This is a genomic window from Streptomyces sp. NRRL B-3229, from assembly GCF_000719505.1.
In the GTDB taxonomy this organism is placed as follows: domain Bacteria; phylum Actinomycetota; class Actinomycetes; order Streptomycetales; family Streptomycetaceae; genus Streptomyces; species Streptomyces griseorubiginosus.
Window position 1 is genome coordinate 187,809 of record NZ_JOGP01000004.1, and the last position, 24,713, is coordinate 212,521.

At 70.3% G+C, this 24,713-nt stretch carries 24 protein-coding genes and 5 tRNA genes; 9 read left to right on the forward strand and 20 right to left on the reverse strand.

Annotated elements, in window-relative coordinates:
- Positions 1–7: 7 nt before the first annotated feature.
- Positions 8–1,732, reverse strand: coding sequence for a DAK2 domain-containing protein (locus tag IF54_RS0107635; RefSeq protein WP_030315880.1), 1,725 nt, complete (start codon positions 1,730–1,732; stop codon positions 8–10).
- 257 nt (positions 1,733–1,989) lie between these two features.
- On the opposite strand from IF54_RS0107635, the gene rpmB reads away from it, so the two are divergent.
- A complete protein-coding gene (gene rpmB / locus IF54_RS0107640) occupies positions 1,990–2,175 on the forward strand; it encodes a 50S ribosomal protein L28 (RefSeq protein WP_020138726.1) in 186 nt (61 codons plus the stop codon).
- Between the two features lie 130 nt (positions 2,176–2,305).
- Here the strand turns inward: rpmB and thiD are convergent, their stop codons facing one another.
- Together thiD and IF54_RS0107650 are read right to left on the reverse strand one after the other, a co-directional pair.
- Complete coding sequence (gene thiD, locus IF54_RS0107645; protein WP_030315882.1) at positions 2,306–3,121, reverse strand: bifunctional hydroxymethylpyrimidine kinase/phosphomethylpyrimidine kinase; 816 nt, start codon at positions 3,119–3,121, stop codon at positions 2,306–2,308.
- Positions 3,118–4,086: a thiamine-phosphate kinase gene (locus tag IF54_RS0107650; RefSeq protein ID WP_030315884.1), complete on the reverse strand. Its 969-nt coding sequence runs from the start codon at positions 4,084–4,086 to the stop codon at positions 3,118–3,120. Before IF54_RS0107650 ends, thiD begins: the two co-directional genes overlap by 4 nt.
- A 206-nt stretch (positions 4,087–4,292) precedes the next feature.
- On the opposite strand from IF54_RS0107650, the gene IF54_RS0107655 reads away from it, so the two are divergent.
- Complete coding sequence (locus tag IF54_RS0107655) at positions 4,293–4,526, forward strand: Lrp/AsnC family transcriptional regulator (RefSeq protein WP_020138723.1); 234 nt, start codon at positions 4,293–4,295, stop codon at positions 4,524–4,526.
- Positions 4,527–4,546: 20 nt separating this feature from the next.
- The gene (locus IF54_RS0107660) at positions 4,547–5,029 is read left to right on the forward strand and encodes a DUF3515 domain-containing protein (protein WP_051735358.1); all 483 of its coding nucleotides are present in this window, start codon (positions 4,547–4,549) and stop codon (positions 5,027–5,029) included.
- A gap of 222 nt (positions 5,030–5,251) precedes the next feature.
- Here the strand turns inward: IF54_RS0107660 and IF54_RS0107665 are convergent, their stop codons facing one another.
- From IF54_RS0107665 to IF54_RS0107675, 3 genes are all read right to left on the reverse strand, one after another.
- Positions 5,252–6,409: a D-alanine--D-alanine ligase family protein gene (locus IF54_RS0107665; protein ID WP_030315888.1), complete on the reverse strand. Its 1,158-nt coding sequence runs from the start codon at positions 6,407–6,409 to the stop codon at positions 5,252–5,254.
- 82 nt (positions 6,410–6,491) lie between these two features.
- Positions 6,492–7,502 (reverse strand): NAD(P)H-dependent glycerol-3-phosphate dehydrogenase, encoded by a 1,011-nt coding sequence (locus tag IF54_RS0107670; protein ID WP_030315890.1) that lies wholly within the window; start codon positions 7,500–7,502, stop codon positions 6,492–6,494.
- On the reverse strand, positions 7,499–8,263 hold the full coding sequence (locus tag IF54_RS0107675; protein WP_020138719.1) for a lysophospholipid acyltransferase family protein: 765 nt from the start codon (positions 8,261–8,263) through the stop codon (positions 7,499–7,501). The genes IF54_RS0107670 and IF54_RS0107675 overlap by 4 nt, the downstream gene beginning before the upstream one ends.
- Positions 8,264–8,417: 154 nt before the next feature.
- On the opposite strand from IF54_RS0107675, the gene cofC reads away from it, so the two are divergent.
- Together cofC and IF54_RS0107685 are read left to right on the forward strand one after the other, a co-directional pair.
- Positions 8,418–9,056, forward strand: coding sequence for a 2-phospho-L-lactate guanylyltransferase (gene cofC, locus IF54_RS0107680; protein ID WP_030315892.1), 639 nt, complete (start codon positions 8,418–8,420; stop codon positions 9,054–9,056).
- Positions 9,057–9,065: 9 nt separating this feature from the next.
- The gene (locus IF54_RS0107685; RefSeq protein ID WP_030315894.1) at positions 9,066–9,257 is read left to right on the forward strand and encodes a hypothetical protein; all 192 of its coding nucleotides are present in this window, start codon (positions 9,066–9,068) and stop codon (positions 9,255–9,257) included.
- Positions 9,258–9,419: 162 nt separating this feature from the next.
- Here IF54_RS0107685 and IF54_RS0107690 read toward each other — a convergent pair whose 3' ends face one another.
- The 4 genes from IF54_RS0107690 to leuC form a co-directional block, all read right to left on the reverse strand.
- The gene (locus tag IF54_RS0107690) at positions 9,420–10,070 is read right to left on the reverse strand and encodes an HU family DNA-binding protein (protein WP_030315897.1); all 651 of its coding nucleotides are present in this window, start codon (positions 10,068–10,070) and stop codon (positions 9,420–9,422) included.
- A 137-nt stretch (positions 10,071–10,207) separates the two neighbouring features.
- Positions 10,208–10,438 carry a hypothetical protein gene (locus IF54_RS0107695; protein WP_028809826.1) on the reverse strand — a complete coding sequence of 77 codons (231 nt, stop codon included), beginning with the start codon at positions 10,436–10,438 and terminating at the stop codon, positions 10,208–10,210.
- Between the two features lie 302 nt (positions 10,439–10,740).
- Complete coding sequence (gene leuD, locus IF54_RS0107700) at positions 10,741–11,334, reverse strand: 3-isopropylmalate dehydratase small subunit (protein ID WP_030315899.1); 594 nt, start codon at positions 11,332–11,334, stop codon at positions 10,741–10,743.
- A gap of 5 nt (positions 11,335–11,339) precedes the next feature.
- A complete protein-coding gene (gene leuC / locus IF54_RS0107705; protein WP_030315901.1) occupies positions 11,340–12,764 on the reverse strand; it encodes a 3-isopropylmalate dehydratase large subunit in 1,425 nt (474 codons plus the stop codon).
- 190 nt (positions 12,765–12,954) lie between these two features.
- Between leuC and ndgR the strand changes: the two genes are divergently transcribed.
- Positions 12,955–13,671 carry an IclR family transcriptional regulator NdgR gene (gene ndgR, locus IF54_RS0107710; protein WP_007384919.1) on the forward strand — a complete coding sequence of 239 codons (717 nt, stop codon included), beginning with the start codon at positions 12,955–12,957 and terminating at the stop codon, positions 13,669–13,671.
- Between the two features lie 247 nt (positions 13,672–13,918).
- Here ndgR and IF54_RS0107715 read toward each other — a convergent pair.
- The 9 genes from IF54_RS0107715 to IF54_RS0107755 form a co-directional block, all read right to left on the reverse strand.
- Positions 13,919–13,991, reverse strand: a tRNA-Glu gene (locus IF54_RS0107715).
- Positions 13,992–14,035: 44 nt separating this feature from the next.
- Positions 14,036–14,107, reverse strand: a tRNA-Gln gene (locus tag IF54_RS0107720).
- A gap of 20 nt (positions 14,108–14,127) precedes the next feature.
- Positions 14,128–14,200: transfer RNA gene (locus IF54_RS0107725), tRNA-Glu, on the reverse strand.
- A gap of 62 nt (positions 14,201–14,262) precedes the next feature.
- Positions 14,263–14,335, reverse strand: a tRNA-Glu gene (locus tag IF54_RS0107730).
- Between the two features lie 40 nt (positions 14,336–14,375).
- Positions 14,376–14,447, reverse strand: a tRNA-Gln gene (locus tag IF54_RS0107735).
- Between the two features lie 92 nt (positions 14,448–14,539).
- Positions 14,540–15,271, reverse strand: a complete 732-nt coding sequence (locus IF54_RS0107740) for an HAD family hydrolase (RefSeq protein WP_030315903.1) — start codon at positions 15,269–15,271, stop codon at positions 14,540–14,542.
- A gap of 50 nt (positions 15,272–15,321) precedes the next feature.
- On the reverse strand, positions 15,322–15,984 hold the full coding sequence (locus tag IF54_RS0107745; RefSeq protein WP_030315905.1) for a DUF4241 domain-containing protein: 663 nt from the start codon (positions 15,982–15,984) through the stop codon (positions 15,322–15,324).
- A 117-nt stretch (positions 15,985–16,101) separates the two neighbouring features.
- On the reverse strand, positions 16,102–17,586 hold the full coding sequence (gene gltX, locus IF54_RS0107750) for a glutamate--tRNA ligase (RefSeq protein WP_078851904.1): 1,485 nt from the start codon (positions 17,584–17,586) through the stop codon (positions 16,102–16,104).
- Positions 17,570–18,355 (reverse strand): fumarylacetoacetate hydrolase family protein, encoded by a 786-nt coding sequence (locus IF54_RS0107755; RefSeq protein WP_020138708.1) that lies wholly within the window; start codon positions 18,353–18,355, stop codon positions 17,570–17,572. Before IF54_RS0107755 ends, gltX begins: the two co-directional genes overlap by 17 nt.
- 253 nt (positions 18,356–18,608) lie before the next feature.
- Between IF54_RS0107755 and IF54_RS0107760 the strand changes: the two genes are divergently transcribed.
- Positions 18,609–19,049, forward strand: coding sequence for a hypothetical protein (locus IF54_RS0107760; RefSeq protein WP_030315909.1), 441 nt, complete (start codon positions 18,609–18,611; stop codon positions 19,047–19,049).
- Between the two features lie 52 nt (positions 19,050–19,101).
- A complete protein-coding gene (locus tag IF54_RS0107765) occupies positions 19,102–20,010 on the forward strand; it encodes a hypothetical protein (protein WP_030315911.1) in 909 nt (302 codons plus the stop codon).
- A 60-nt stretch (positions 20,011–20,070) separates the two neighbouring features.
- On the opposite strand, the gene IF54_RS0107770 is transcribed toward IF54_RS0107765, so the two are convergent.
- Positions 20,071–20,256: a hypothetical protein gene (locus IF54_RS0107770; RefSeq protein ID WP_030315913.1), complete on the reverse strand. Its 186-nt coding sequence runs from the start codon at positions 20,254–20,256 to the stop codon at positions 20,071–20,073.
- Positions 20,257–20,823: 567 nt separating this feature from the next.
- Between IF54_RS0107770 and IF54_RS0107775 the strand changes: the two genes are divergently transcribed.
- On the forward strand, positions 20,824–24,711 hold the full coding sequence (locus IF54_RS0107775; RefSeq protein ID WP_030315915.1) for a nitrate- and nitrite sensing domain-containing protein: 3,888 nt from the start codon (positions 20,824–20,826) through the stop codon (positions 24,709–24,711).
- Positions 24,712–24,713 lie beyond the last annotated feature (2 nt).

The following is a 24,713-nucleotide window of genomic DNA, read 5'->3' on the forward strand; positions in this document are numbered from 1 at the left end:
GCCCTGTCTACTCGACCCCGATGAGCAGCACGGCCCCCTGCCGCCCGCCCCGGTACACCACGGTGTCCACGGCGAGGTACGCCTCCCGCACCCGCGTCTCCAGGTGATCGGCGACCGTCTCGGGGGCCTCGTCGCCGAGGACGAGGGTGACCAGTTCACCGCCGGCCGAGAGCATGCGGTCGAGGACGCTCTCCGCGGTGGCGGTGACGTCCGAGCCGATCACGGCCACGTCCCCGTCGATGAGACCGAGGACGTCACCGGCCTGGCAGATGCCGGCCATGGTCCAGGACTGGCGTTCCGCGACGACGACCTCGGCATGGCGGGTCGCGCCGGCCGCCGAGGTCATCTGGACGACGTCCTCGTCGAACCGCCGCTCCGGCTCGTGCACGGCGAGCGCCGCGATGCCCTGGACCGCGGACCGGGTCGGGATCAGCGCGACCCGGATGCCCTCCGCGCGGGCCTGCTCGGCCGCCGCGGCGGCGGTGTGGCGCAGGTCGGCGTCGTTGGGCAGCAGCACGACCTCGCGCGCGTGGGCGCGCCGTACGGCCTGCACGAGCTCGCCGCTCGCGGGCGGCTCCCCTGGCCGGGCGAGCACGGTGGTCGCGCCGGCCTCGGTGTAGAGCCCGGCCAGGCCCTCGCCGGGCACGACGGCGACAACGGCCCGCTGGGCGCGCTCGCGGGGCGGCCGTTCGGCGCCGGTGGTGTGGACGTCGCCGACGCCGAAGTGGGTGATCCGTATCCGGTACGGCCGGCCGGCCTCGACGCCCGCCTCCACGGCGGCGCCCGCGTCGTCGACGTGCACATGGACGTTCCACAGTCCGTCGCCGCCGACCACCACGAGGGACTCGCCGAGCCCGTCGAGCCGCTCCCGCAGTCGCGCCACGGCGGTGTCGTCGGCCTCCAGGAGGTAGATCACCTCGAAGGCGGGGCCGCCGGTGTCCGGGCCGTCGGCGCACTCGTCCAGGGGGGTCGCGGAGACGTCGGACACCTCGGCGACGAGCTCGGGGGACGTGAGGGCCGTAGCGCCCGCCCCGCGCGCGTACTCCGGACCGGCCGCCACCGGGACGGCCCTGGGCGTCTCGCCGGTGAACGTCTCCACCAGGGCCGCCAGTACCGCCACCAGCCCGCGTCCGCCGGCGTCCACCACTCCGGCCCGCCCCAGGACGGCCAGCCGGCCCGGGGTCTCGGCGAGGGCGGCGCGGGCCCCGTCGTAGGCGGCCCGTGCGACCGTCCCGCAGTCGCCGTCCGTGTGCTCGGCCGCGTCGGCGGCGGCCGAGGCGACCGTGAGGACCGTGCCCTCGACGGGGTGGGCGACGGCCTGCCGGGCGGAGTCGGCGGCCTGCCGCAGGGCGAGCCGCAGTCCCTCGCCGTCCGTGTGAGGCGTCTCACTGTCGGCGGCCAGCACCTGGGCCATGCCGCGCAGCAACTGGGCGAGAATCGTGCCGGAGTTGCCGCGGGCGCCTATGAGGGCACCGTGCGCCATCGCGCGCGCGGCGTCGGCGAGTGCGGGTTTCCCCAGGTCATGGGCGTTGTGAGCCTCGAAGACGGCCTCCACGGCCGCGGCCGCCGACTCCGCCGTGAGATACAGGTTGGTGCCGGTGTCCCCGTCGGCGACGGGATAGACGTTGATCGCGTCGATCTCCTCGCGCGCCCGACCCAGCGCCCGCAGCGCGAGACCGCACCAGGTGCGCACCGCGAGAGCATCGAAGAATGTCTGCGGCACCTGCGCCACCTGCGCCTCCTCGGGCTGCTGGACTGGACGCAGCGTAGACCCCGGGCGGGCGTCCGCCGGAAGAGGGCCGGGAGCGAGTGCCTGATCAGCCATGGTAGTTTCGTTCTACTGGCGCAGTCGTTGTATGCTGCTCCGGTTGCCCGATCCCGATCGGGCCATTCCCCTGGCAGCGCCACTCAGATCTTTGATCCTGCGATCTCGATCCCGGCCCGCCCGGGATCCCACCGTAAGTGCATCTGAAGTCTTTGGAGTGACCCGTGGCTGCCAACTGCGACGTCTGTGGCAAGGGGCCGGGCTTCGGCAACAGCGTGTCCTTCTCGCACCGCCGTACGTCCCGTCGCTGGAACCCGAACATCCAGCACGTCCGTACCGTGATCGGCGGGACGCCTAAGCGCCTGAACGTCTGCACCTCGTGCATCAAGGCCGGCAAGGTCTCGCGCTGACGCACCGCTGAAGCGCGCGGCCACTGCTGGTTCGCTGCAAAGCCGGTCCACCGCAAGGTGGGCCGGCTTTTTGCTGTGCTCACTGCGCTTATGTGCTGTGCCCATTGCGCTTGTGCGACCGGCGTCAGCGTCAGGCCGTCGGAGCACCCGGCGTGAGATCCCGGTCCAGCGCCCAGCCGTGATCCACCGGTCCGATCCCGCCGCCCAGCGCGAAGCCGGACGCGATCGCGCCGGTGACGAAGTCCTTCGCGTCGGCCACCGCCTCCGGTACGGACCGGCCCTTCGCGAGCTGGGAGGCGATCGCGGAGGCGAGCGTGCACCCCGTGCCGTGCGTATGGCGGTTGTCGTGGCGGGGCGCGCGCAGCCAGTGCTCCTCGGAGCCGTCGGTGAGCAGGTCCACGGCGTCCCCGCTCAGATGGCCGCCCTTGATCAGCACCCAGGACGGCCCGAAGGACAGGACGGCGTCGGCGGCCTCTCTCATGCCGGCCTCCGACTCGACGCGGACACCGGTGAGTTGGGTCACCTCGTCGAGGTTCGGAGTGGCGACCGTGGCCACCGGGAGCAGCTTGTGCCGCATGGACTCCAGGGCGGTCGAAGCCAGCAGGGAGTCCCCGTGCTTGGAGACACCGACCGGGTCGACCACGGTCGGGACACCGGTCGAGCCGAGCAACTCGGCCACCGTCTCGACGAGTTCGGCCGAGGCGAGCATCCCGGTCTTGACGGCCTGGACGCCGATGTCGTCCACGACACTGCGGTACTGCGCCCGGACCGCCTCCACCGGCAGCTCCCAAGCGCCCTGCACGCCAAGGGAGTTCTGCGCGGTGACCGCGGTGACCACGCTCATGCCGTGCACGCCGAGCGCGAGCATGGTCTTCAGGTCGGCCTGGATGCCGGCCCCGCCGCCGGAGTCGGAGCCCGCCACCGTGAGCACCAGCGGCGGCCTCACGGCTCGATGTCCTCGCCGAAGTGGTCCCAGCCGCCCTTGCTCGTCCACGGGGCCCCGTCCACCGTCACCTGGGGCAGCGCCGAGGGGTTGAGGACCTCGCCGATCACCTTCCAGCGGGCCGGCAGCTTCACGTCCGGGTGGAAGGTCGCCACGATCGCGTGGTCCTCTCCCCCGGTCAGCACCCACTGGAGGGGGTCGACACCGACGGCCTGCCCGATGTCGTTCATCTGCGAGGGGATGTCGATCGCGCCGGAGCGCACGTCGATGCGGACCTTGCTGGCCTCGGCGATGTGTCCGAGGTCGGCGATCAGCCCGTCGCTCACGTCGCACATGGCGGTCGCGCCGAGCGCCGCGGCGGCCGGGCCCGCGTGGTACGGCGGCTCGGGACGCCGGTGCGCCTCCACGAACGCGCGGGGCGAGCGGAAGCCCCGGGCGAGCACCGCGTACCCGGCCGCGGACCAGCCCAGCCAGCCGGTGACCGCGACGAGGTCGCCGGGCTGGGCGCCGGCCCGGGTGACGGGCTCCTGGCCCCGCAGATCGCCGAGGGCGGTGATGGAGACCATGATCGTGTCCCCTCGTACGACGTCCCCGCCGACCACCGAGGCACCGGCGACCTGGCACTCGTCGCGCAGGCCGTCCATGAGCTCCGAGGGCCAGGTCACGGGGAGTTCGGCGGGCACGACCAGGCCGAGCAGCAGGGCGGTCGGCACCGCGCCCATGGCGGCGATGTCCGCGAGGTTCTGCGCGGCGGCCTTGCGGCCCACGTCGTAGGCCGTGGACCAGTCGCGGCGGAAGTGCCGGCCCTCCAGGAGGATGTCGGTGCTCGCGACGACCCTGCGGTCGGGTGCGGCGACCACCGCGGCGTCGTCGCCGGGGCCCACCCGGACCGCCGGGGTGGTGGTGAGACGGGAGGTGAGCTCCCTGATGAGCCCGAACTCCCCGAGCTCACCAACAGTGCCCTTCATGGCGCTTACGCCCCTTCTGTGCCGTGCCGTGCCCGGTCGCGCGTCATCAGTGTCCTCGATACGGTCGAGGGGACCGTGAACTTCTGTCGTGTCCGCACCCCGGCGCGGGCGTCCACGCCCCCGCGGGTCTCCCCGTGGTGAGCGACGACGCGATACCGTGGCGTTCCTTTTCCCCACATGATCCTCGTGGCCGCCCTGGAGGTTCCGTGGTACAGGCGTACATCCTGATCCAGACGGAGGTCGGCAAGGCGTCGACCGTCGCCGAGACGATCAGCAAGATTCCTGGGATCATCCAGGCCGAGGACGTGACAGGACCGTATGACGTGATCGTCCGCGCGCAAGCCGACACCGTAGACGACCTGGGCCGGATGGTGGTCGCCAAGGTCCAGCAGGTGGACGGCATCACTCGCACCCTGACCTGCCCGGTGGTCCATCTGTAGCCCCCGTCTACCCTTGGCCGGTGATTGATTTCCGTCGCCGGCTCATCGGCCTGCCCGCGCTCCTCACCCTGATCACCATTGCGGGCTGCTCCTCAGCAGACGACGGCACCCGGGCCGCGGTTCCCAGCCCGGGCACGGACGTCACCGAGCTGTGCGAGAACCTCGACAAGGCGCTGCCGTCCAAGGTCGACGGTCAGGATCGCCGGGACCCCGAGCCGGCATCCGCGCTGACCGCGGGCTGGGGTGACCCGGCGATCATACTGCGGTGCGGTGTACAGCGGCCCTCGAAGATGGACGATCCGGAGGCCGACGGCGTGGAGGCCAACGGGGTGGGGTGGCTGCTGGAGAAGCAGGAGGACGGCTCCTTCCGCTTCACCACGACCCTGCGGAAGGCGTACGTCGAGGTGACGATCCCCGAGAAGCGCACCGGGAACGGCATGGCACCGCTGGTGGATCTGGCACCGGCCGTCAAGAAGACGATCCCCGAGGGAATCGCCGACTAGCCACCGAGGCCGGTCCACTGCATCTGCTGCGCCGATCTGCCGCAGCCCCGCGAACGGACTGCCGCGGGGTCCGGACCGGCCGAGCGGCTGACTCCGGGTCCGGACCGGCCGAGCGGGTCACGGACGGCTGACGCGAGGCCGGACCGGCCGAGCGTGTCACGGACGGCTGACACGGGCACAGCCCGGCCGACGCAAGCCGTCGACCAGCCGGCCGAGCCCCCGCTACCGCAGCCCCGTAGACCTCCGCAGCGCCGCCTCGATCAGCCTGCTCACCAGTTCCGGGTAGCCGATCCCGCTCTTCTCCCACATCTGCGGGTACATCGAGATCGGAGTGAAGCCGGGCAGGGTGTTGATCTCGTTGATGACGAACTCGCCGTCCTCGGTGAGGAAGAAGTCCGCGCGGACCAGCCCCTCGCAGGAGGCCGCCTCGAAGGCGTCGACCGCGAGCCGCTGGACCTCGGCGGTCTCCTCGGGCGTGAGCGGCGCCGGCACGATTCCCGGGGTCGAGTCGATGTACTTCGCCTCGAAGTCGTAGTACGCGTGCTCCTGCGGCGGCGGGATCTCGGCCGGTACCGACGCGCGCGGGCCGTCCTCGAACTCCAGGACCCCGCACTCGATCTCGCGCCCCCGCAGCGCCGCCTCGACGAGGATCTTCGGGTCGTGGCTCTGCGCCTCGGCGATCGCCTCGTCCAGGCCGGAGAGGTCGTCGACCTTGGTGATGCCGATCGACGAACCCGCGCGCGCGGGCTTCACAAACAGCGGCCAGCCGTGCTCGCCCGCGAAGTCGATGATCTTCTTGCGGGCGGCGGACTCGTCCCGCTCCCACTCGCGCGGCCGGATCACCATGTACGGGCCGACTTTGAGCCCGAAGGAGGTGAACACCCGCTTCATGTACTCCTTGTCCTGGCCGACGGCCGAGGCGAGCACGCCCGAGCCGACGTACGGGACCCCGGAGAGCTCCAGAAGGCCCTGGAGGGTGCCGTCCTCGCCGTAGGGGCCGTGCAGGACGGGGAAGACGACGTCGACCTCGCCGAGCGCCTTGGGCACCGATCCGGGCTCGCTGTAGACGACTTCACGGTTCGCGGGGTCCACGGGGAGCACCACACCGCCCTCGTGCGACTCGGCGAGCTCCGTGACGTTCGGCGTACGGCGGTCGGTGATCGCCATGCGTTCCGGTTCGTCGGCGGTGAGCGCCCAGCGGCCGTCCTGGGTGATGCCGATCGGCAGGACGTCGTACTTCGTCCGGTCGATGGCCTTGAGGACGGCGCCGGCGGTGACCACGGAGATCCCGTGTTCGGAGCTGCGCCCGCCGAACACGACGGCCACGCGCGGCTTGCGAGGCGGCTGCTCAGGGCTCTGGGGGAGGTTCTCGGTGCTCATATCGCGTTGAGAGTACCCGTTGGTAGTGCCCCGATACAGCGTCCGCCCCGGTGGTGGACGAGGCGAACGGCGAGGTCGTAGCTCAGTGTCGCTCGGGCTTCGCGCTGCGCGACATCAGCTCCTTGACGGCGACCACCGGGGACTTGCCCTCGTGCACGATGCCGACGACGGTCTCGGTAATGGGCATGTCGACGCCGTGCCTGCGGGCCAGATCCAGCACGGACTCGCAGGACTTGACGCCCTCGGCGGTCTGCTTGGTGACCGCGATGGTCTCCTGGAGGCTCATGCCCTTGCCGAGGTTGGTGCCGAAGGTGTGGTTGCGCGACAGCGGCGAGGAGCAGGTCGCCACCAGGTCGCCGAGCCCGGCGAGTCCGGAGAAGGTGAGGGGGTCCGCGCCCATCGCCAGGCCCAGGCGGGTCGTCTCCGCGAGACCGCGCGTGATGAGCGAGCCCTTGGCGTTGTCGCCGAGCCCCATGCCGTCCGCGATGCCGACGGCGAGGCCGATGACGTTCTTCACGGCACCGCCCAGTTCGCAGCCCACCACGTCCGTGTTGGTGTACGGGCGGAAGTACGGCGTGTGGCAGGAGGCCTGGAGGCGGGTGGCGACCGCCTCGTCGGTGCAGGCGACCACCGCGGCGGCCGGCATCCGGGCGGCGATCTCCCGGGCGAGGTTGGGTCCGGTGACCACGGCGATGCGGTCCTGGCCCACCTTGGCGACGTCCTCGACGACCTCGCTCATCCGCATGGCGGAACCGAGTTCGACGCCCTTCATGAGCGAGACGAGGACGGTGTCGGGCGCGAGCAGCGGGGTCCACTCGGCAAGGTTGGCGCGCAGGGTCTGCGAGGGGATCGCAAGGACGGTCAACTCGGCGTCGCGCGCGGCCTCGGCGGCGTCCGCGGTCGCCCGGAGGTTCTCCGGGAGTTCGACGCCGGGGAGGTAGTCCGGGTTCGTGCGCGTGGAGTTGACGGCTTCCGCGAGTTCGGGACGCCGCGCCCAGAGGGTGACCTCGCACCCCGCGTCGGCGAGCACCATGCCGAAGGCGGTACCCCATGAACCGGTGCCGAAGACGGCCGCCTTGACGGGCTTGCTCACTTGCTCTTCTCCCCCTCGTGACCGCTCTGGGCCTGGGTCCGGCGCCGCTGCTCGATCCGCTCCCGGCGTGGGTCGTACGCCGTCCCGGGCGCCTTCTCGCCGCGGATGATCTCCAGCTGGGCGGTGATGGCGGCCATGATGACCTCGGTGGCTTCCTTCAGGAGGTCCTGGGTCATGTCCTTGCCGTAGAAGCGCGTGAGGTCCACGGGCGGGCCGGCGAGGACGTGGTGCGTCTTGCGCGGGAAGAGGTGGAGCTTCTTGGCGTAGGGCGGCAGCACCTCGTTGGCGCCCCACTGGGCGACCGGGACGACCGGGCACTTGGTCTGAAGGGCCACGCGCGCGGCGCCGGTCTTGCCGATCATGGGCCACTGGTCGGGGTCGCGGGTGATGGTGCCCTCGGGGTAGAAGGCGACGCATTCACCGCGCTCCACGGCCTCGATCGCGGCCCGGAAAGCGCTCAGCGCGTCAGTGCTCTCGCGGTAGACGGGGATCTGACCGGTGCCGCGCATGACGGCGCCGACGAATCCCTTCTTGAAAAGACCGCTCTTCGCGAGGAATCGCGGAACGCGCCCGGTGTTGTACTGAAAGTGCGCGTAAGCGAAGGGATCGATGTGCGAATTGTGGTTGACCGCGGTGATAAATCCGCCGTCGGCCGGAATGTTCTCCAATCCGCGCCAGTCCCGCTTGATCAGAACCACGAGCGGCGGTTTGGCGATCACCGCTGCCAGGCGGTACCAGAAGCCGATTCTGCGGCGGGGCACGCGGACACCTTCCTCTTGGGCCGGGGGGCCGGACAAGTGTCGCCCCGGGCCGTCTGTCTGTCGAGAACACCGTACGCCCCGCCGCCGACACCGCCAGATGGGCCGCGTGACGACTGAGTGACAATGACCGTGAGAAGAGAAGGACGGAACGCTCGTGCAGTGGACGTTGGTCATCCCGCTGAAACCCCTGGCGCGGGCCAAGAGCAGGCTCTCGGACACGGCCGGGGACGGGGTGCGTCCGGGTCTGGCCCTCGCCTTCGCCCAGGACACCGTGGCGGCCGCGCTGACCTGCCCGGCGGTCCGCGCTGTGGCGGTCGTCACGGACGACGCCCTGGCCGGCCGCGAACTGGCGGCCCTGGGCGCCCGCATCGTCCCCGACGAGCCCCGGGGCGGTCTGAACGCGGCTCTGCGGCACGGAGCGTCCGCCGTACGGTCCGCGCGCCCCGAAAGCGCCCTGGCGGCCCTGAACGCCGATCTGCCGGCGCTGCGCCCCCTGGAATTGGCCCGGGTCCTCGACGCGGCCGGTGAATTCCCGCGCGCTTTTCTCCCGGACGCGGCGGCACTCGGCACGACCTTGTTGGCCGCGGCGGCGGGCGAGGAATTGCGCCCGGCCTTCGGCCCGGATTCCCGGCGCCGCCACCACACCTCGGGAGCCGCGGAACTCCGTCTCGACGACGTCGATTCCGTACGCCAGGACGTGGACACCGGCGAGGACCTGCGAGCGGCGCTGGCGCTGGGGGTCGGCCCCCGGACGGCCGCCGCGGCGGCGCGGCTGCTGATACCCGGGCAGTAGGCTGCGGCCATGCAGGCGACCGCGTACACGTACGACCCCGAAAGCCGCAGCGGGCAGGTGCTGCTCGACGACGGCACCCCGGTGCCCTTCGATGCGCCGGCGTTCGACGCGGGCGGCCTCCGCCTGCTGCGTCCCGGTCAGCGCGTGCGCGTCGAGACGGACGGCGAGAAGATCACCCTGGTGACCCTCCAGACCTTCTGAACCCGCTCAGTCCTTCTGAACTCTCAGCCCGGCTGAACCCGCTCAGTTCTTCTGAACTCTCAGCCCGTCTGAGCCCTCTCAGGCATGTGAAACCCTCCTGAACACGCCGCGGGCCGGACTCCGTCACGGAGTCCGGCCCGGCGCGTGAGTGCCCCTGTGCCCTTACCTCTTGCGGGCCGTGGCCTTCTTGGCGGTGGTGGTGCGGGCGGCCGACTTCTTGGCGGGCGCCTTCTTGGCGGTCGCCTTCTTCGCCGGGGCCTTCTTGGCCGTGGTCTTCTTGGCGGCGGTCTTGCTCGTGGCCGTGGTCTTGGCGGCGGTGCCGGTCGCCTTCTTGGCGGGGGCCTTCTTCGCCGTCGTCTTCTTGGCGGTGGCCGTGGTCTTCTTGGCCGTCGTCTTCTTCGCGGTGGTCTTCTTCGCGGCGGCGGTCTTGGCGGTGGTCGCCTTCTTCGCGGCCGCCTTCTTGACCGTGGCCGAAGCCCCGCCGGTCAGGCTGCCCTTGGGCGCCTTCTTGACCGCGACGTCGTTCTTCGGGAGCTTCTTCGTGCCGCTGACCAGGTCCTTGAAGCCCTGGCCCGCGCGGAAGCGCGGAACGGAGGTTTTCTTGACCCGAACCCGCTCGCCCGTCTGGGGGTTGCGGGCGTAACGGGCCGGGCGGTCGACCTTCTCGAACGAACCGAAGCCGGTGACCGAGACACGGTCGCCAGCGACCGTCGCGCGGACGATGGCGTCCAGGACCGCGTCGACCGCGTCGGCGGCCTGCTGGCGGCCGCCCACCTTGTCGGCAATCGCTTCTACGAGCTGCGCCTTGTTCACGTCTTCCCCTTCGGAGACATTGCCCGAACGAAAGTGTTCAAGCGTTTTCGCACGTTAGGCAGATATATACCGCAAATCAAACACGAAACGGGCTTATCACCCTTGTGCCGCAACGAACTCGGCCGCTCTGGACTTGTTCAGCGTTCCTCTTCCGGGATTCGACCCGCGTCGAGGTCAGCGGTGAACCGCTCCAGACGCCTTGTCGCTTCGACGACGTCGTGCTTGGCCGCGGCCGTAATGACCAGCAGCTTCCGGGTCAGCGCCATCCGTACGCCCTCCGGGACTTGCAGTGCGCGCACTCTTGCGTGCGCTTCCTTGAGTTGGTCCGCGACTGCCGCATAGAGCTCGAGTTGGCCGTCGTGTTCCATGCACAGATTGTGCCATCTGGGGCGAGTTGTCGCCTGCCAGGGGTGCAACTGCCGCCTGAAACGGCCTTCCGGGCACATGGGGAAGCCACGGTGACAAGGGACGCGTACCCCGACAACACCCTTCTTAACGTGGGAAGTTGAGCGGGTGTGTCGCACGGCGCGGGGCAGTCCGGGAGCAGACACGGCCGTACCCCCGATCGGGCTGATCGGGGGTACGGCGGGGGTGTTGGGGTGGCCGAAACTCGACCTGTTCAGTTGCTCCGAAGGAGGGGCGGCGTCACCCCGGGAGGGGCGCCCCGGGGTCAGACCTGAAGCGTCCGCGGCTTGAACGAGGGCCGCTTGGCCTCGTACGCCGCGATGTCGGCCTCGCTCTGGAGGGTGATGGAGATGTCGTCCAGGCCGTTCAGCAGCCGCCAGCGGGAGTTCTCGTCCAGCTCGAAGCTCGCCGTGATGCCCTCGGCGCGCACCTCGCGGGCCTCGAGGTCGACGGTGATCTCGGCCTCGGGATCCTTCTCGGTCAGCTCCTGGAGCGCGTCCACGATCTTCTGGTCCAGAACCACCGTGAGCAGGCCGTTCTTCAGCGAGTTACCGCGGAAGATGTCGGCGAAGCGGGAGGAGATCACGGCCTTGAAGCCGTAGTTCTGCAACGCCCACACCGCGTGCTCACGGGAGGAACCGGTGCCGAAGTCGGGGCCGGCGACCAGGACCGTGGCGCCCTCGCGCTCGGGCTGGTTGAGGATGAATTTCTCGTCCTTGCGCCAGGCCTCGAACAGTCCGTCCTCGAACCCGTCCCGGGTCACCTTCTTGAGCCAGTGAGCAGGGATGATCTGGTCGGTGTCGACGTTCGAGCGACGCAGCGGAACGGCCCGGCCGGTGTGCGTGGTGAATGCTTCCATGACTCTCAGACTCCAGCGGCGGCAGGGGCGTCGGACAGGTCGGCGGGCGAGGCCAGGTGGCCCAGTACGGCGGTGGCGGCCGCGACCTGCGGCGACACCAGGTGCGTACGGCCGCCCTTGCCCTGCCGGCCCTCGAAGTTGCGGTTGGAGGTGGACGCGGAGCGCTCACCCGGGGCCAGCTGGTCCGGGTTCATGCCCAGACACATCGAGCAGCCCGCGTGCCGCCATTCGGCGCCGGCCTCCTTGAAGACGACGTCCAGGCCCTCGGAGACGGCCTGGAGACCGACCCGCGCGGAGCCGGGGACGACCAGCATCCGTACGCCGTCGGCGACTTTGCGGCCCTTGACCAGCTCGGCGGCCGCGCGCAGGTCCTCGATGCGGCCGTTGGTGCACGAACCTACGAAGACGGTGTCCACCTTGATGGAGCGCAGCGGCTGCCCGGCCTCCAACCCCATGTATTCCAGGGCCTTTTCGGCGGCGAGGCGCTCCGAAGCGTCTTCGTACGAAGCAGGATCGGGGACGTGGGCCGAAAGCGGCGCGCCCTGGCCGGGGTTGGTGCCCCAGGTGACGAACGGCGACAGTTCGGCGGCCTCGATGACGACCTCGGCGTCGAACTCGGCGTCCTCGTCCGTCTTCAGGGTCTTCCAGTACGCGACGGCCGCGTCCCAGTCCTCGCCCTTGGGGGCGTGCGGACGGCCCTCGAGGTAGTCGAAGGTGGTCTGGTCGGGGGCAATCATGCCCGCGCGGGCGCCGGCCTCGATCGACATGTTGCAGATGGTCATGCGGGCTTCCATCGAGAGCTTCTCGATGGCGGAGCCGCGGTACTCCAGGACGTAGCCCTGGCCGCCGCCGGTGCCGATCCTGGCGATGATCGCGAGGATCAGGTCCTTGGCGGTGACGCCGTCGGGCAGTTCGCCGTCGACCGTGATGGCCATGGTCTTGGGGCGGACCAGCGGCAGCGTCTGGGTGGCCAGCACGTGCTCCACCTGGGAGGTGCCGATGCCGAAGGCCAGACCGCCGAAGGCGCCGTGCGTGGAGGTGTGGGAGTCGCCGCAGACCACGGTCATGCCGGGCTGGGTCAGGCCCAGCTGCGGGCCGACGACGTGCACGACGCCCTGCTCGACGTCGCCCAGCGGGTGCAGGCGCACACCGAACTCGGCGGCGTTCTTGCGCAGCGTCTCCAGCTGGACCCGGGAGACCGGGTCGGCGATGGGCTTGTCGATGTCGAGGGTCGGGGTGTTGTGGTCCTCGGTCGCGATGGTCAGGTCGAGCCGGCGCACCTGGCGTCCGCTCTTGCGCAGTCCGTCGAAGGCCTGCGGGCTGGTCACCTCGTGCAGCAGGTGCAGATCGATGAAGAGGAGGTCGGGCTCGCCCTCGGCGCGCCGGACGACGTGGTCGTCCCAGACCTTCTCCGCGAGTGTCCTACCCATCGCTTTCCCTCCGGCCGGCGAGATCGTCCACCGGCCCAACTAGAGATCTTGAGGAGACGGCACCCGGCCCCAGTTCACGGGCGCCCGTCACCAGGCCCGTACGGTCACCGGGCCGCTGTGCCTACAAGGGTTGCGCGTCTCACGAAAAAAGGAACTTGCGTTTCACAGAGTGAGACGTGAGTATCGTTTCATGGACAACAGTAGCGGCGTCGGCGTTCTGGACAAGGCAGCCCTTGTCCTCAGCGCCCTGGAGTCCGGTCCGGCCACCCTCGCGGGTCTGGTCGCGGCGACCGGACTGGCACGACCCACGGCCCACCGGCTGGCCGTGGCTCTGGAACACCACCGCATGGTGGCACGCGACATGCAGGGCCGTTTCATCCTGGGCCCCCGGCTGGCCGAGCTGGCCGCCGCGGCGGGCGAGGACCGCCTCCTGGCGACCGCGGGCCCGGTGCTCACACATCTGCGGGACATCACCGGCGAGAGCGCGCAGCTCTACCGTCGCCAGGGCGACATGCGCATCTGCGTCGCCGCGGCGGAGCGCCTGTCCGGCCTCCGGGACACCGTCCCGGTCGGTTCGACGCTCACCATGAAGGCGGGCTCCTCGGCGCAGATCCTGATGGCCTGGGAGGAGCCGGAGCGCCTGCACCGCGGCCTCCAGGGCGCCCGCTTCACGGCCACGGCCCTGTCGGGCGTCCGGCGCCGGGGCTGGGCCCAGTCCATCGGCGAGCGCGAGCCGGGCGTCGCGTCCGTCTCGGCACCCGTACGCGGTCCGTCCAACCGCGTGGTGGCCGCGGTCTCCGTCTCCGGTCCGATCGAGCGTCTGACGCGCCACCCGGGGCGCATGCACGCGCAGGCGGTCATCGACGCGGCGGCCCGCCTCTCCGAGGCCCTGCGCCGCACGGGTTGAGGGCGGTTCCCTGTCGGATCCGGGCCGGCCTCAACGCCGCGGCAGGCCTGTGCACCGACGGGGACATGTCTCACCTTCTCGGGGGCGCGGGGAACCGCGCCCCCGACGACTCACCTACGTCGCGCTGCGAGCGAAGAGCCGAACAGCTCGTGCCGTACGCCGAGTTGGTGCACCGGACGGCGACCCTGGACCAAGCGGTCCCGGACGCAGCGAAGGCCCTCCGCCGAAGCGAAGGGCCTTCATCTCGTACCCCCGACCGGATTCGAACCGGCGCTACCGCCTTGAGAGGGCGGCGTGCTAGGCCGCTACACAACGGGGGCGTGGAGCCTGTAGGCGATGAGTACTCCACCGCCACAGGTCCGAGCTGGTCTACCTGGACTCGAACCAAGACTAACTGAACCAGAATCAGTCGTGCTGCCAATTACACCATAGACCAATGTGGTTTAGACCAGTGCGTACCCCCGACCGGATTCGAACCGGCGCTACCGCCTTGAGAGGGCGGCGTGCTAGGCCGCTACACAACGGGGGCCCTAGCGATCCTGCATGAGAGTCAGCGGGTGCGACCCGGACTGACCCTCCGGGAAGGATCTGTACCCCCGACCGGATTCGAACCGGCGCTACTGCCTTGAGAGGGCAGCGTGCTAGGCCGCTACACAACGGGGGCTTCGCGGAGTTGATCTCCGCTTGCAGATGAGCTCTGCGAGCTGGCCTACCTGGACTCGAACCAAGACTAACTGAACCAGAATCAGTCGTGCTGCCAATTACACCATAGGCCACTGGAACGCAAGCCCCTGCGGGGATCTTGTTCTAGTTCTGCTCCTCCGGTTTCCGGCCTTTCGGCCCGCTCCCCGGCGGCGCAGGAAGAACATTACCCGAAGGTGGACGGGGCTCCAAAACGGGTATCCGCGCCGAGGATCGTGGGGAGTTCGGCGAGGGAAGCGATGCGGTGGGTGCCGTCGGGGGCTTCGACGGTCGCGTACAGGCCCCCGCGGGCGATCCAGACCGAGAGCAGCCCGGCGTCCGCGGCACCCCGCCCGTCGATCTCCGGGTGATCGCCCACGTACGCCACCTGGTGCGGGTCCAGCTCCAGGGCGTCGCAGGCCGCGAGGAAGGCGCCGGCCTCGGGCTTGGAGACGCCCAGCTCGGCGGCGCACAGGATGACCTCGAAGCGGTCGTGGACCCCGAGCACGCGCAGCTTGTGGTCCTGGACGTGGATGCTGGAGTTGGACAGCACCGCGTGCCGGTGGCTGGCGGCGAGGGCGTCCAGCGCGGGCAGGACGTCCGGGAAGAGGGACCAGGCGGTCTCGTAGTGAGCGATGTAACGCTGGAACCAGGCGTCGGCCTCGGCGTCGGTCAGCTCCTCGCCCAGGAACACCCGGACCCGGTCCCGCCGCTGGCCCTGGAAGTCGACCTCCCCGGCCGAGAAGCGCGCCCACTGCGCGTCGGTGACCTCCCGCCACCGGTCGATGGCCTGCTCGACGCTGTCGTGGGCCGCCAGCAGCCCCTCGGCCGCCAGGTGCAGCCCCATTCCGATCCGGTCGGCCCCCCTGTAGTCGAAGAGAGTGTCGTCGACGTCCCAGACCACGGCCCGAATGCTCATGACCCGACGGTAACCCGGGGTACGGAGCCGCGTCCGGGGATTGCCGCCCCTCAGGAGGGGTCGGGCGCGACGAAGAAGTCCGTGAGGAAGCAGGTGACCTCGCCGGACGCCGAACGCCCGATCCAGGTGGGGTAGAAGCCGTCTCCCCAGCCGGAGGTGAACGTGACGAGGGTGTGACCGGTGGAGGGGGACGTCACCAGGTGCGGGCCGGGGGACCAGTCGCTGTTCTCGAAGGCGTCCCACAGGGGCCCCTCGTCCTCCTGCGCCTCCGGGAAGGCCTCCTCGGCCGCGGCGTCGTAGAAGCAGCCGGTCCCGGCGTCCACGCCGTAGCCGTAGAACTCGTCGTCCCCCAGCTCGGCGGGGTCCTGGTCGGGACGCAGGGCCAACTCCCATGACGTGGTGGGCTCGGCGCGTATCACCAGACGAGCTGCCGCGACCCGCAGATGAGGCCGGTCGGCCGGGGGTTCGTCGGGCCGGCCGAGGGTCGCGACGGCAGCCTCCACGCGGTAGCGGCCGGGAGGCACGGAGACCGTGAACGGCTCGATGTCCCCGGAGCCGAGGTAGACGAACGGATCACTGGCGACCACCTGTCCGGTGGGCAGATCGAGCTCCCCGCCGTCTGCCACGTGGATCACGCCGGTGATCCCGGACTCGTACGCGAAGGTGCTGCCCGGCGTGAACAGCCAGGTGTAGTCGCGGGGGGACATCGGCATGACGGGCCTTTCGGATCTTGTGTGCGGGCGAGCCGGAACACTAGTGCCCGCCACTGACACCGACGCGTGAGGGGCGGCGACCGGGATCCCGGTCGCCGCCCCTCACGGGTGCCTTCGTCAGGCGGCCAGCTTCTCCAGGGCCGCGTCGATCCGGGCCAGGGTCGTGTCCTTGCCCAGGACTTCGAGGGACTCGAAGAGGGGGAGGCCGACCGTGCGGCCGGTGACGGCGACGCGGACCGGGGCCTGGGCCTTGCCGAGCTTGAGGCCGTGGGTCTCGCCGGCGGCCAGGACGGCCTCCTTGAGGGACTCCGGCGAGGTCCAGTCGGCCGACTCCAGCTTCTCGCGGGCCGTGCGCAGCAGGGCGTCCGAGCCCTCCTTCATCGCCTTCGTCCAGGACGGCTCGTCGAAGACCGGCTCCGGGAGGAAGAGGAAGTCGACGTTGTCGGTGATCTCCGAGAGGACCTTGAGGCGGGTCTGGGCGTGCGGGGCGATCGCCTGCCACTTCGTCTCGTCGAAGTCCTCCGGCGCCCAGGGCGCGAAGGGGGCCTTCAGCCAGGGCGCGCAGCGCTCGGTGAAGTCCTTCACGTCGAGCATCCGGATGTGGTCGGCGTTGATCGCCTCGCACTTCTTCAGGTCGAAGCGCGCCGGGTTGGGGTTGACGTCCGCGATGTCGAAGGCCGCGATCAGCTCGTCGGTGGAGAAGATGTCCTTGTCCGCCGAGAGCGACCAGCCCAGCAGGGACAGGTAGTTGAGCAGGCCCTCGGGCAGGAAACCGCGCTCACGGTAGAGGTTGAGGGACGCCTGCGGGTCACGCTTGGAGAGCTTCTTGTTGCCCTCGCCCATGACGTACGGCAGGTGGCCGAACTGCGGGATGCCCTTGGCGACGCCCAGCTCGATCAGCGCCTTGTAGAGGGCGATCTGGCGGGGGGTGGAGGAGAGCAGGTCCTCGCCGCGCAGGACGTGGGTGATCTCCATCAGGGCGTCGTCGACCGGGTTGACGAGGGTGTAGAGCGGGGCGCCGTTGGCGCGCACGATGCCGTAGTCCGGGACGTTCTCCGGGGTGAAGGTCAGCTCGCCGCGGACCAGGTCCGTGAAGGTGATCGTCTCGTCGGGCATGCGGAAGCGGACGATCGGCGTGCGGCCCTGGGCGACGTACTCGGAGACCTGCTCGGCGCTCAGGTCGCGGCAGTGGCCGTCGTAGCCGGACGGCTTGCCGGCGGCGCGGGCGGCCTCGCGGCGGGTGTCCAGCTCCTCCTGGGAGCAGTAGCAGTGGTAGGCGTGGCCGGCGTCCAGGAGCTTGGCGGCGACGTCCTTGTAGAGGTCCATCCGCTGCGACTGGCGGTACGGCGCGTGCGGGCCGCCGACCTCGGGGCCCTCGTCCCAGTCGAAGCCCAGCCAGCGCATGGAGTCGAGCAGCTGGTTGTAGGACTCCTCGGAGTCGCGGGCCGCGTCGGTGTCCTCGATGCGGAAGACGAGCGTGCCCTGGTGGTGCCGGGCGAAGGCCCAGTTGAACAGGGCGGTGCGGACCAGGCCCACATGGGGGTTACCGGTGGGCGAGGGGCAGAAACGTACGCGGACGGGTGCGCTAGCCACGCTTGACAACCTTGTTGGTGAGAGTGCCGATGCCTTCGATGGTGACGGCGACCTCGTCGCCGACGGTGAGCGGCCCGACGCCTGCCGGGGTGCCCGTGAGGATCACGTCGCCGGGGAGCAGCGTCATGGCCTCGGAGATGTTGACGATCAGATCCTCGATCGGGTGGATCATCTCGCTGGTGCGGCCGAGTTGGCGCTGCTCGCCGTTGACGGTGAGCTGGATCGTCAGGTCGGCGGCCGTCCCCAGGTCCAGGTCGGTCTCCACCCAGGGGCCGAGCGGGCAGGAGGTGTCGAAGCCCTTGGCCCGCGCCCACTGCTTCTCGCGCTTCTGGACGTCGCGCGCGGTGATGTCGTTGGCGCAGGTGTAGCCGAAGATCACGTCCTTGACGCGCTCGCGCGGGACCTCGCGGCACATACGGCCGATGACGACGGCCAGTTCGGCCTCGTGGTGGACGTCCGCGGAGAAGGAGGGGTACTGGATCTCGTCGCCGGGGCCGATCACCGAGGTGGACGGCTTGAAGAAGGCGAACGGAACGTCCGGGACCTCGTTGCCCAGTTCCTTCGCGTGGTCGGCGTAGTTACGGCCGTACGCCACGACCTTGTTGGGGAGCACCGGGGGCAGCAGCCGCACCTTGCTCAGCGGGACCTTCGTACCGGAGAGCTGGAAGTCCGCGAACGGGATGCCCTTGATGATGTCGAGGACGAGTTCGTCCGGCTTGTCGCCCTCGACCGCGCCGAAAGCGACATTCCCGTCGATGGAGAATCTGGCGATGCGCACGGGATCTGGGCGCCCCTCACTGAGAACTGTGCGTACGTGGGCCGGCCGGCGGGTGCGACGGCCGACTCTGGACGGCTCCAGGCTAACCGGTCCGGGCCCTCCGTCGTCGGGCGGCGGGGCAGGTGGACGGGCCGCGGGCACCCGTCACTCCCCGGCCATCCCCTGGCCAGAAACCGCTTGTCGTGATCGCTTCATGCTCTTTAGGGTGATCTCCGCGAATGCTGCTCAGCGCATTCACAAAAGAGGGGATTTCATGAAGTCGAAGCGTAAGGCTCTTTCTCTCGCCATGGCGGTTCCCGCTGCCGCCGTGGCGGTTCTCGGTGTGGCCCCCATGGCACACGCGGAGGCCAGGGAGAGCTGTCCCACCTGGGCGAACGACTGCGCCGTCTTCTATTTCAACAGCGGACTCTCGGGGTCGCGCACCGCTTTCACGGACGACGGCGTCTCCAATCTCGCGGGTTACACGTACCTGACCCCCGGGAGCGGCAAGGGGCAGGCCGTGAAGAACAACGCGGCGTCGTTCTGGAACGCCAGCGTCGACCACATCGCCACGGTGTTCTTCAACAGCAACTACAGCGGCGCCTGCGACACGTTCGCTCCTCTGGCGGACGCCAACAAGCTCGCCAGGACGTACAACGAGAACGCCTCTTTCGATTTCAACCGGAACGGTACCAACTGCTACAAGTGGAACTGACCGGCCACCTGTAGGGAAACATAGAAGTGCATTTCAAGAGACATCTGGGCTCATGAGACGTTTGGCGATTCCCGTTCTGTTCCTGACGCTGCTGGTCGGCTGTGCCTCGCAGGAGCCGTCGGCCTCGGGCACCTCAAGCGCTTCCCCCTCGGCACAGGGGAGCATCCCGCGCCCCTCTTCACCGGCGGGCGCGAGCTACACCTTCCGGCTTCCCCTCGCCGTGTACAGCTACAGCGACGCCGACTACGAGGTGATCCGCTCGGCCGAGCAGGTCCTGGCCCGGGACTGCATGAAGGACTTCGGCCTCTCTTATCGCCCCGCGAAGAATCCGGCCCCGGCCGATGCTCAGGATCGCCGGTACGGGCTGACGGACAGGGCGAGCGCCGAGCGGTACGGATACCGGATGCCGCCGCGGCCCGAGACCCCGAAGGCGAAGCTCACGGAGGACCAGATCAAGGTCCTCTACGGAAACAGGTCCGCCCCGGCCCCCGCCGCGAAGAACCCGCAGCTGCGGTACCGGGGAAAGAAGGTGCCGGACGAAGGCTGTCTCGGCGCGGCGGTGCTCGGATTCCGCAAGCCCTACGAGGACGTGGCCGGAGCAGAGGTGGCGAGCCGGATATCGACGGCGAGCTACGAGAATTCGCAGAAGGTCCCGGAAGTCCGGGCGGTCTTCGGGAAATGGTCCTCCTGCATGAAGCAGAAGGGATACGACTACGCCTCCCCCATGGCGGCGATGGCGGCGCCCGCATTCGTCCGGGGCGAGGTGTCGGCCGTCGAGAAGGACACCGCCCAGGCCGACGTCTCCTGCAAGGAGAGGACCGGACTTGCGGACGTCTGGTTCGCCGCGGAGTCCTCGATCCAGAAGAGCATGATCAAGGCCGACGCCGAGGCCCTGCGGAGACTGGGCGAGCTGCACGAGAAGAAGCTGCGCGCGGCGCGGAAGATCCTGGCCGGGGCCTGACACGAAGAAGGCTCCCCGGCCTGCCGGGGAGCCCCTTCGGTGGCCCGTGGGCCTCGTCGACTACTCTGCGGCTGCGGAGACCGGGATCTCCATCAGGACCGTCCGCCGCGGGTTGGCGGTCTGGGCCGGGAGATCGAGGGTGTGCTCCGGCTGCTCCGGGGTGTGCAGTTCGCCGGCGTTCTTGACGTGCACCAGCGTCGTGCGCCGCGGGTTGGCAATGTTGCGGAACATCATCGTCGTCTTCACGGTTGTACTCGACCTCGGATGTGGTGGGTTCGACAGAAGTGTCACTCTTGTAAAGCGTCAGGCTATGCGCGCCATTCCCCTCTGCCGTCGCGAAGACTCAATGATCGGCATGTGAGTTTGCTCACTGACGTGCGGGCAAACCGGACAATTGTGAGCCGCAACCCACCCCAACGAAACGGACATTGACTCCCTGAAGCCCTCATTCCGCTCCTGATCATGGCGACTGGGACACCCTTGACCGGGGTGGGACTCGCGGAGAGATGCCCGATTTCCACCAGAACTGTTTCCACGTCGGGTGACTCAGTCCTCACTTGGTGTCACCTAGGTCACGGTCTGACCCATGGACCTTGTTGGAGATCCGGCACTGTGCTGGAATTCCACGGACCGCTGCGGGATCGAGCCGGCGCACAGGGGGCGCAGGGAAGCGCCGAGCGGCGGTGAGACAGGGGGAGCAGCGCCGGGTCACTCATGATCCACCGGGGTGCGCATTCAGGGCGCTCCCCACAACGCCGACACCGTGCTTCTCCGTTCTGCGGAGAGGTGCCTGGTCCAGAGGTTGCGACGCTAGTGCAGGGACGTTTCAAGAGGGATGGCAGCGCTTCGGCCGAGCCGGAGCGGCACGGCGGGACTGGCCCCAATGTCGGCAGTTCCTCCCCCCAGCACGCCCAGAACCCGGGCCCGGCTCCGTCGGCTGACGGCGGCCCCGGCCGTCTCGGCTCGTCGGCGTCCTCGGGCCCGGCGGCTCCGGCGACACCACCGGTGAAGCCCCCGAAGGGCCCGACCGGCCCCGGATCGCGAATAGCCCTGCGCAACTGGCGGATCTCCACCCGCCTGGTGTCGCTGCTCGCGCTCCCCGTGGTGGCGGCCACCTCGCTGGGCGCGCTGCGCATCAACGACTCCATGGACGACATCCAGCAGCTCGACAACATGAAGCTGCTGACGGAGATGACCAAGCAGGCCACCGAGCTGGCGGCCGCGCTCCAGGACGAGCGCGACCAGTCGGCGGGCCCGCTGGCGCACGACTCCACGGCGAGCAACATCACGGTCAAGGGCTACCGGGACAAGACGGACCGGGCCGCGACCAACTTCGTCAACGCCGCCGAGGACATCGACACCTCCAGCAAGGACGGCAACCTCCAGGGCGTCCGCGACAGCCTCGTCGGCCTGGTCCGCGACCTGGACACGCTGAACAAGATCCGCACCGACGCCTACGACACCAAGGGCAACGCGACCCAGACGGTGGAGTCCTACCACCGGCTGATCACCCACCTGCTGGACCTCTCCCAGGACATGGCCGAGGCCACCAGCAACCCGGACATGATCCAGCGCACGCGTGCCCTGGCGGCCTTCTCCTCCGCCAAGGAGTACGCGTCCATCCAGCGCGCGGTCCTCGCCGCGGCCCTGCCGGACAACAACAAGACCCTGGGCAATCTCTCCGAGAACGACCGGCTGTACGCCCAGGGCGCCCTCGACAGCGAGGAGTCCGATCTCAGCACCTTCCGGAGCATCTACGGCGACGACGACGCCGAGGCGCTCCTGAAGCCCATCGAGAGCGGCAACTCCACCATCGAGGCCTCCGACCAGTACGCCGACCGCGCCTTCGGCCGGCCGGAGGGCCTGGCCGACCTGGACCGGCGCTCGTACAAGGACTGGGTCGACGACAGCTCGACCAAGATCCAGCAGATGGGCAACATCGAGCACACGCTGCTCGAGGACATGGAGCAGAAGGCCCGCGAGCTGCGCAGCGCCACCGAGCGCGACGCGATCATCGCCGGTGCCCTGATCCTGCTCGTGCTCGGTGTCTCCCTGGTCGGCGCCTTCGTCGTCGCCCGGTCGATGATCCGCTCGCTGCGCCGGCTCCAGGAGACCGCCACCAAGGTCGCCCAGGACCGGCTGCCCGAGCTGGTCAAGCAGCTCTCCGAGTCCGACCCGCAGGACGTCGACACCTCCGTCGAGTCGGTCGGTGTGCACTCCCGGGACGAGATCGGCCGGGTGGCCGCGGCCTTCGACGACGTGCACCGCGAGGCCGTCCGCCTCGCCGCCGAGCAGGCCCTTCTGCGGGGCAACGTCAACGCGATGTTCACCAACCTCTCGCGCCGCTCGCAGGGCCTCATCCAGCGTCAGCTCTCGCTCATCTCCGAACTGGAGTCCCGCGAGGCCGACCCGGACCAGCTGTCCTCGCTGTTCAAGCTCGACCACCTCGCGACGCGTATGCGCCGTAACGGTGAGAACCTCCTCGTCCTCGCCGGTGAGGAGCCGGGCCGCCGGTGGACCCGTCCGGTCCCGCTGGTCGACGTGCTCCGTGCCGCCGCCTCCGAGGTGGAGCAGTACGAGCGCATCGAGCTGGCCGCCGTGCCGACCACCGAAGTGGCCGGCCGCGTGGTCAACGACCTCGTGCACCTCCTCGCCGAGCTGCTCGAGAACGCGACCTCGTTCTCCTCGCCGCAGACCAAGGTCAAGGTCACCGGTCACGCGCTGCCCGACGGCCGCGTCCTGATCGAGATCCACGACACGGGTATCGGCCTCTCCCCCGAGGACCTCGCGGCGATCAACGAGCGGCTCGCCTCGCCGCCCACCGTGGACGTCTCGGTCTCCCGCCGCATGGGTCTGTTCGTGGTCGGCCGGCTGTCCCAGCGGCACGGCATCCGCATCCAGCTGCGTCCCTCCGACTCCGGTGGCACGACCGCGCTGGTCATGCTGCCCGTCGATGTCGCCCAGGGCGGCAAGAAGCCGCAGCCCAAGCCCGGCCAGGGTGGCCCCGGCGCCCCCGCCGCGGCCCAGGCCGCCGCCGGTGTGGCCTCGGCCCGCCGCGGCGGCAACGGCCAGGGGGGCGCCCTCGGCGGTGCGCCCGGTGGCGCAGGTGCCCTCGGTGCCGGCGCCCCCTCGGGCGGCCGACTGAACGCCGGTCAGGGACCGCGGGCCGCGCTGCCCGGCAGTGGCCAGGGCGGTCGCCCCGGTGCGCCGGGCGGACCGCAGGGTCCGGGTGTCCCCCCGCAGGGCCGGCCCGCTCCGGCGGGTGCCGGGTTCGGCGGCCAGGCGCCGGGCGCCCCGCAGGGCCTCCAGGCCGCGGGTACCGGTGGGCCGGGCCAGGACGCCTTCAGCGCGCAGGACGCCTTCGGCGGCCAGGACTCGTTCGGCGGACAGAACTCCTTCGGTGCCGGCCAGGACGCCTTCGGCTCCCGGACTCCGGTCCCGCCGCAGGCGCAGGCCCCCAAGGGCGGCCAGGCTCCCGAGCAGGGCTCCCGGCGCCGTCGGCCGCAGCTGCCGGGTCGCGGTGGCCCGCGGGCCGAGCTGCCCGGCGGCAACGACCAGCCCCGCACGCCCAGTTGGAGCGACGAGAACGCGCAGCCGCCGGTGCCGCGCGCCTCCCTCGACGTACCGCGCGGCCACGACGAGCAGGACCCGGCGGCCACCTCCCGCATGCCGCGGATCGAGGAGCACCACAGCCCCGCGGCCACCTCGGAGTTCCCCCGCCCGGACTTCGGCGCCCCGCAGAACACCGGCCAGTTCCCGCGGCCCGGTGCGATCGCTCCCCGCAACGACCTCCCGCGGCCCGGTGCCAACGGCGCGCAGGGCACGGGTCAGTTCCCGCGGCCCGGTGCCAACGGCTCTCAGGACACGGGCGAGTTCCCCCGCCCGGACGCCAACACCCAGCAGAGCACGGGTTCCTTCGTCCGCTCGGACGTCTACGGCAATCCGGCCGGGCAGAACGGCGGCTCGGGGCAGTTCCCGGGTCCGCAGGCGTACGACAGCGGTTCGACGGGCCAGTTCAACATGCCGGGCTTCGACGGCAGCTCGACCGGGCAGCACTCCCTGCCGGGCCGTCAGGACCCCGCGCACACGGGTCAGTTCGAGCGCCCCCAGGCGGGCGGTCCCGACTTCGGCGCCCCGCGGCCGCCCATGCCGCCGCGTCCGCAGCAGCGGCCGGTCCGCCAGGAGCCGGAGGCGCTGCCCCCGGCCTCGGGCCCCGGTGACGGCCGTACTCCGCTGTACGACACGCTGGAGACCAACTGGTTCCACGGCGGTCAGGGCGGTCAGAACGGTCAGGGACAGCCGGCCAACGGCAACGGCTCCTCCGCCGCGGCGGCCCCGCGGCCGCCGCAGCAGGCGCCGGCCCCCCAGAGTTCCGCTGCGGCCCCGCAGCGGCCCACGGCCTCCTCGGCCTGGCGTTCCTCTCCGAACGACGATCTCGTCCGGCAGGCGGAGCGCGTGCGGCAGCCGGCGGCGGGCGGTGTCACCACCTCCGGTCTCCCGCGCCGGGTGCCCAGGGCGAACCTCGTCCCGGGAACCGCACAGCAGCAACAGCACCAAACCGGTCCGCAGGTCTCGCGTGCGCCTGACGACGTACGCGGTCGGCTGACCAATCTCCGTCGGGGTATCGCACAAGGTCGTCAGGTCGGCGGCAACGGCCAGACGGGCAGTTTCCCGAACCCCACTCACCAGCAGGAGCGTTAGTT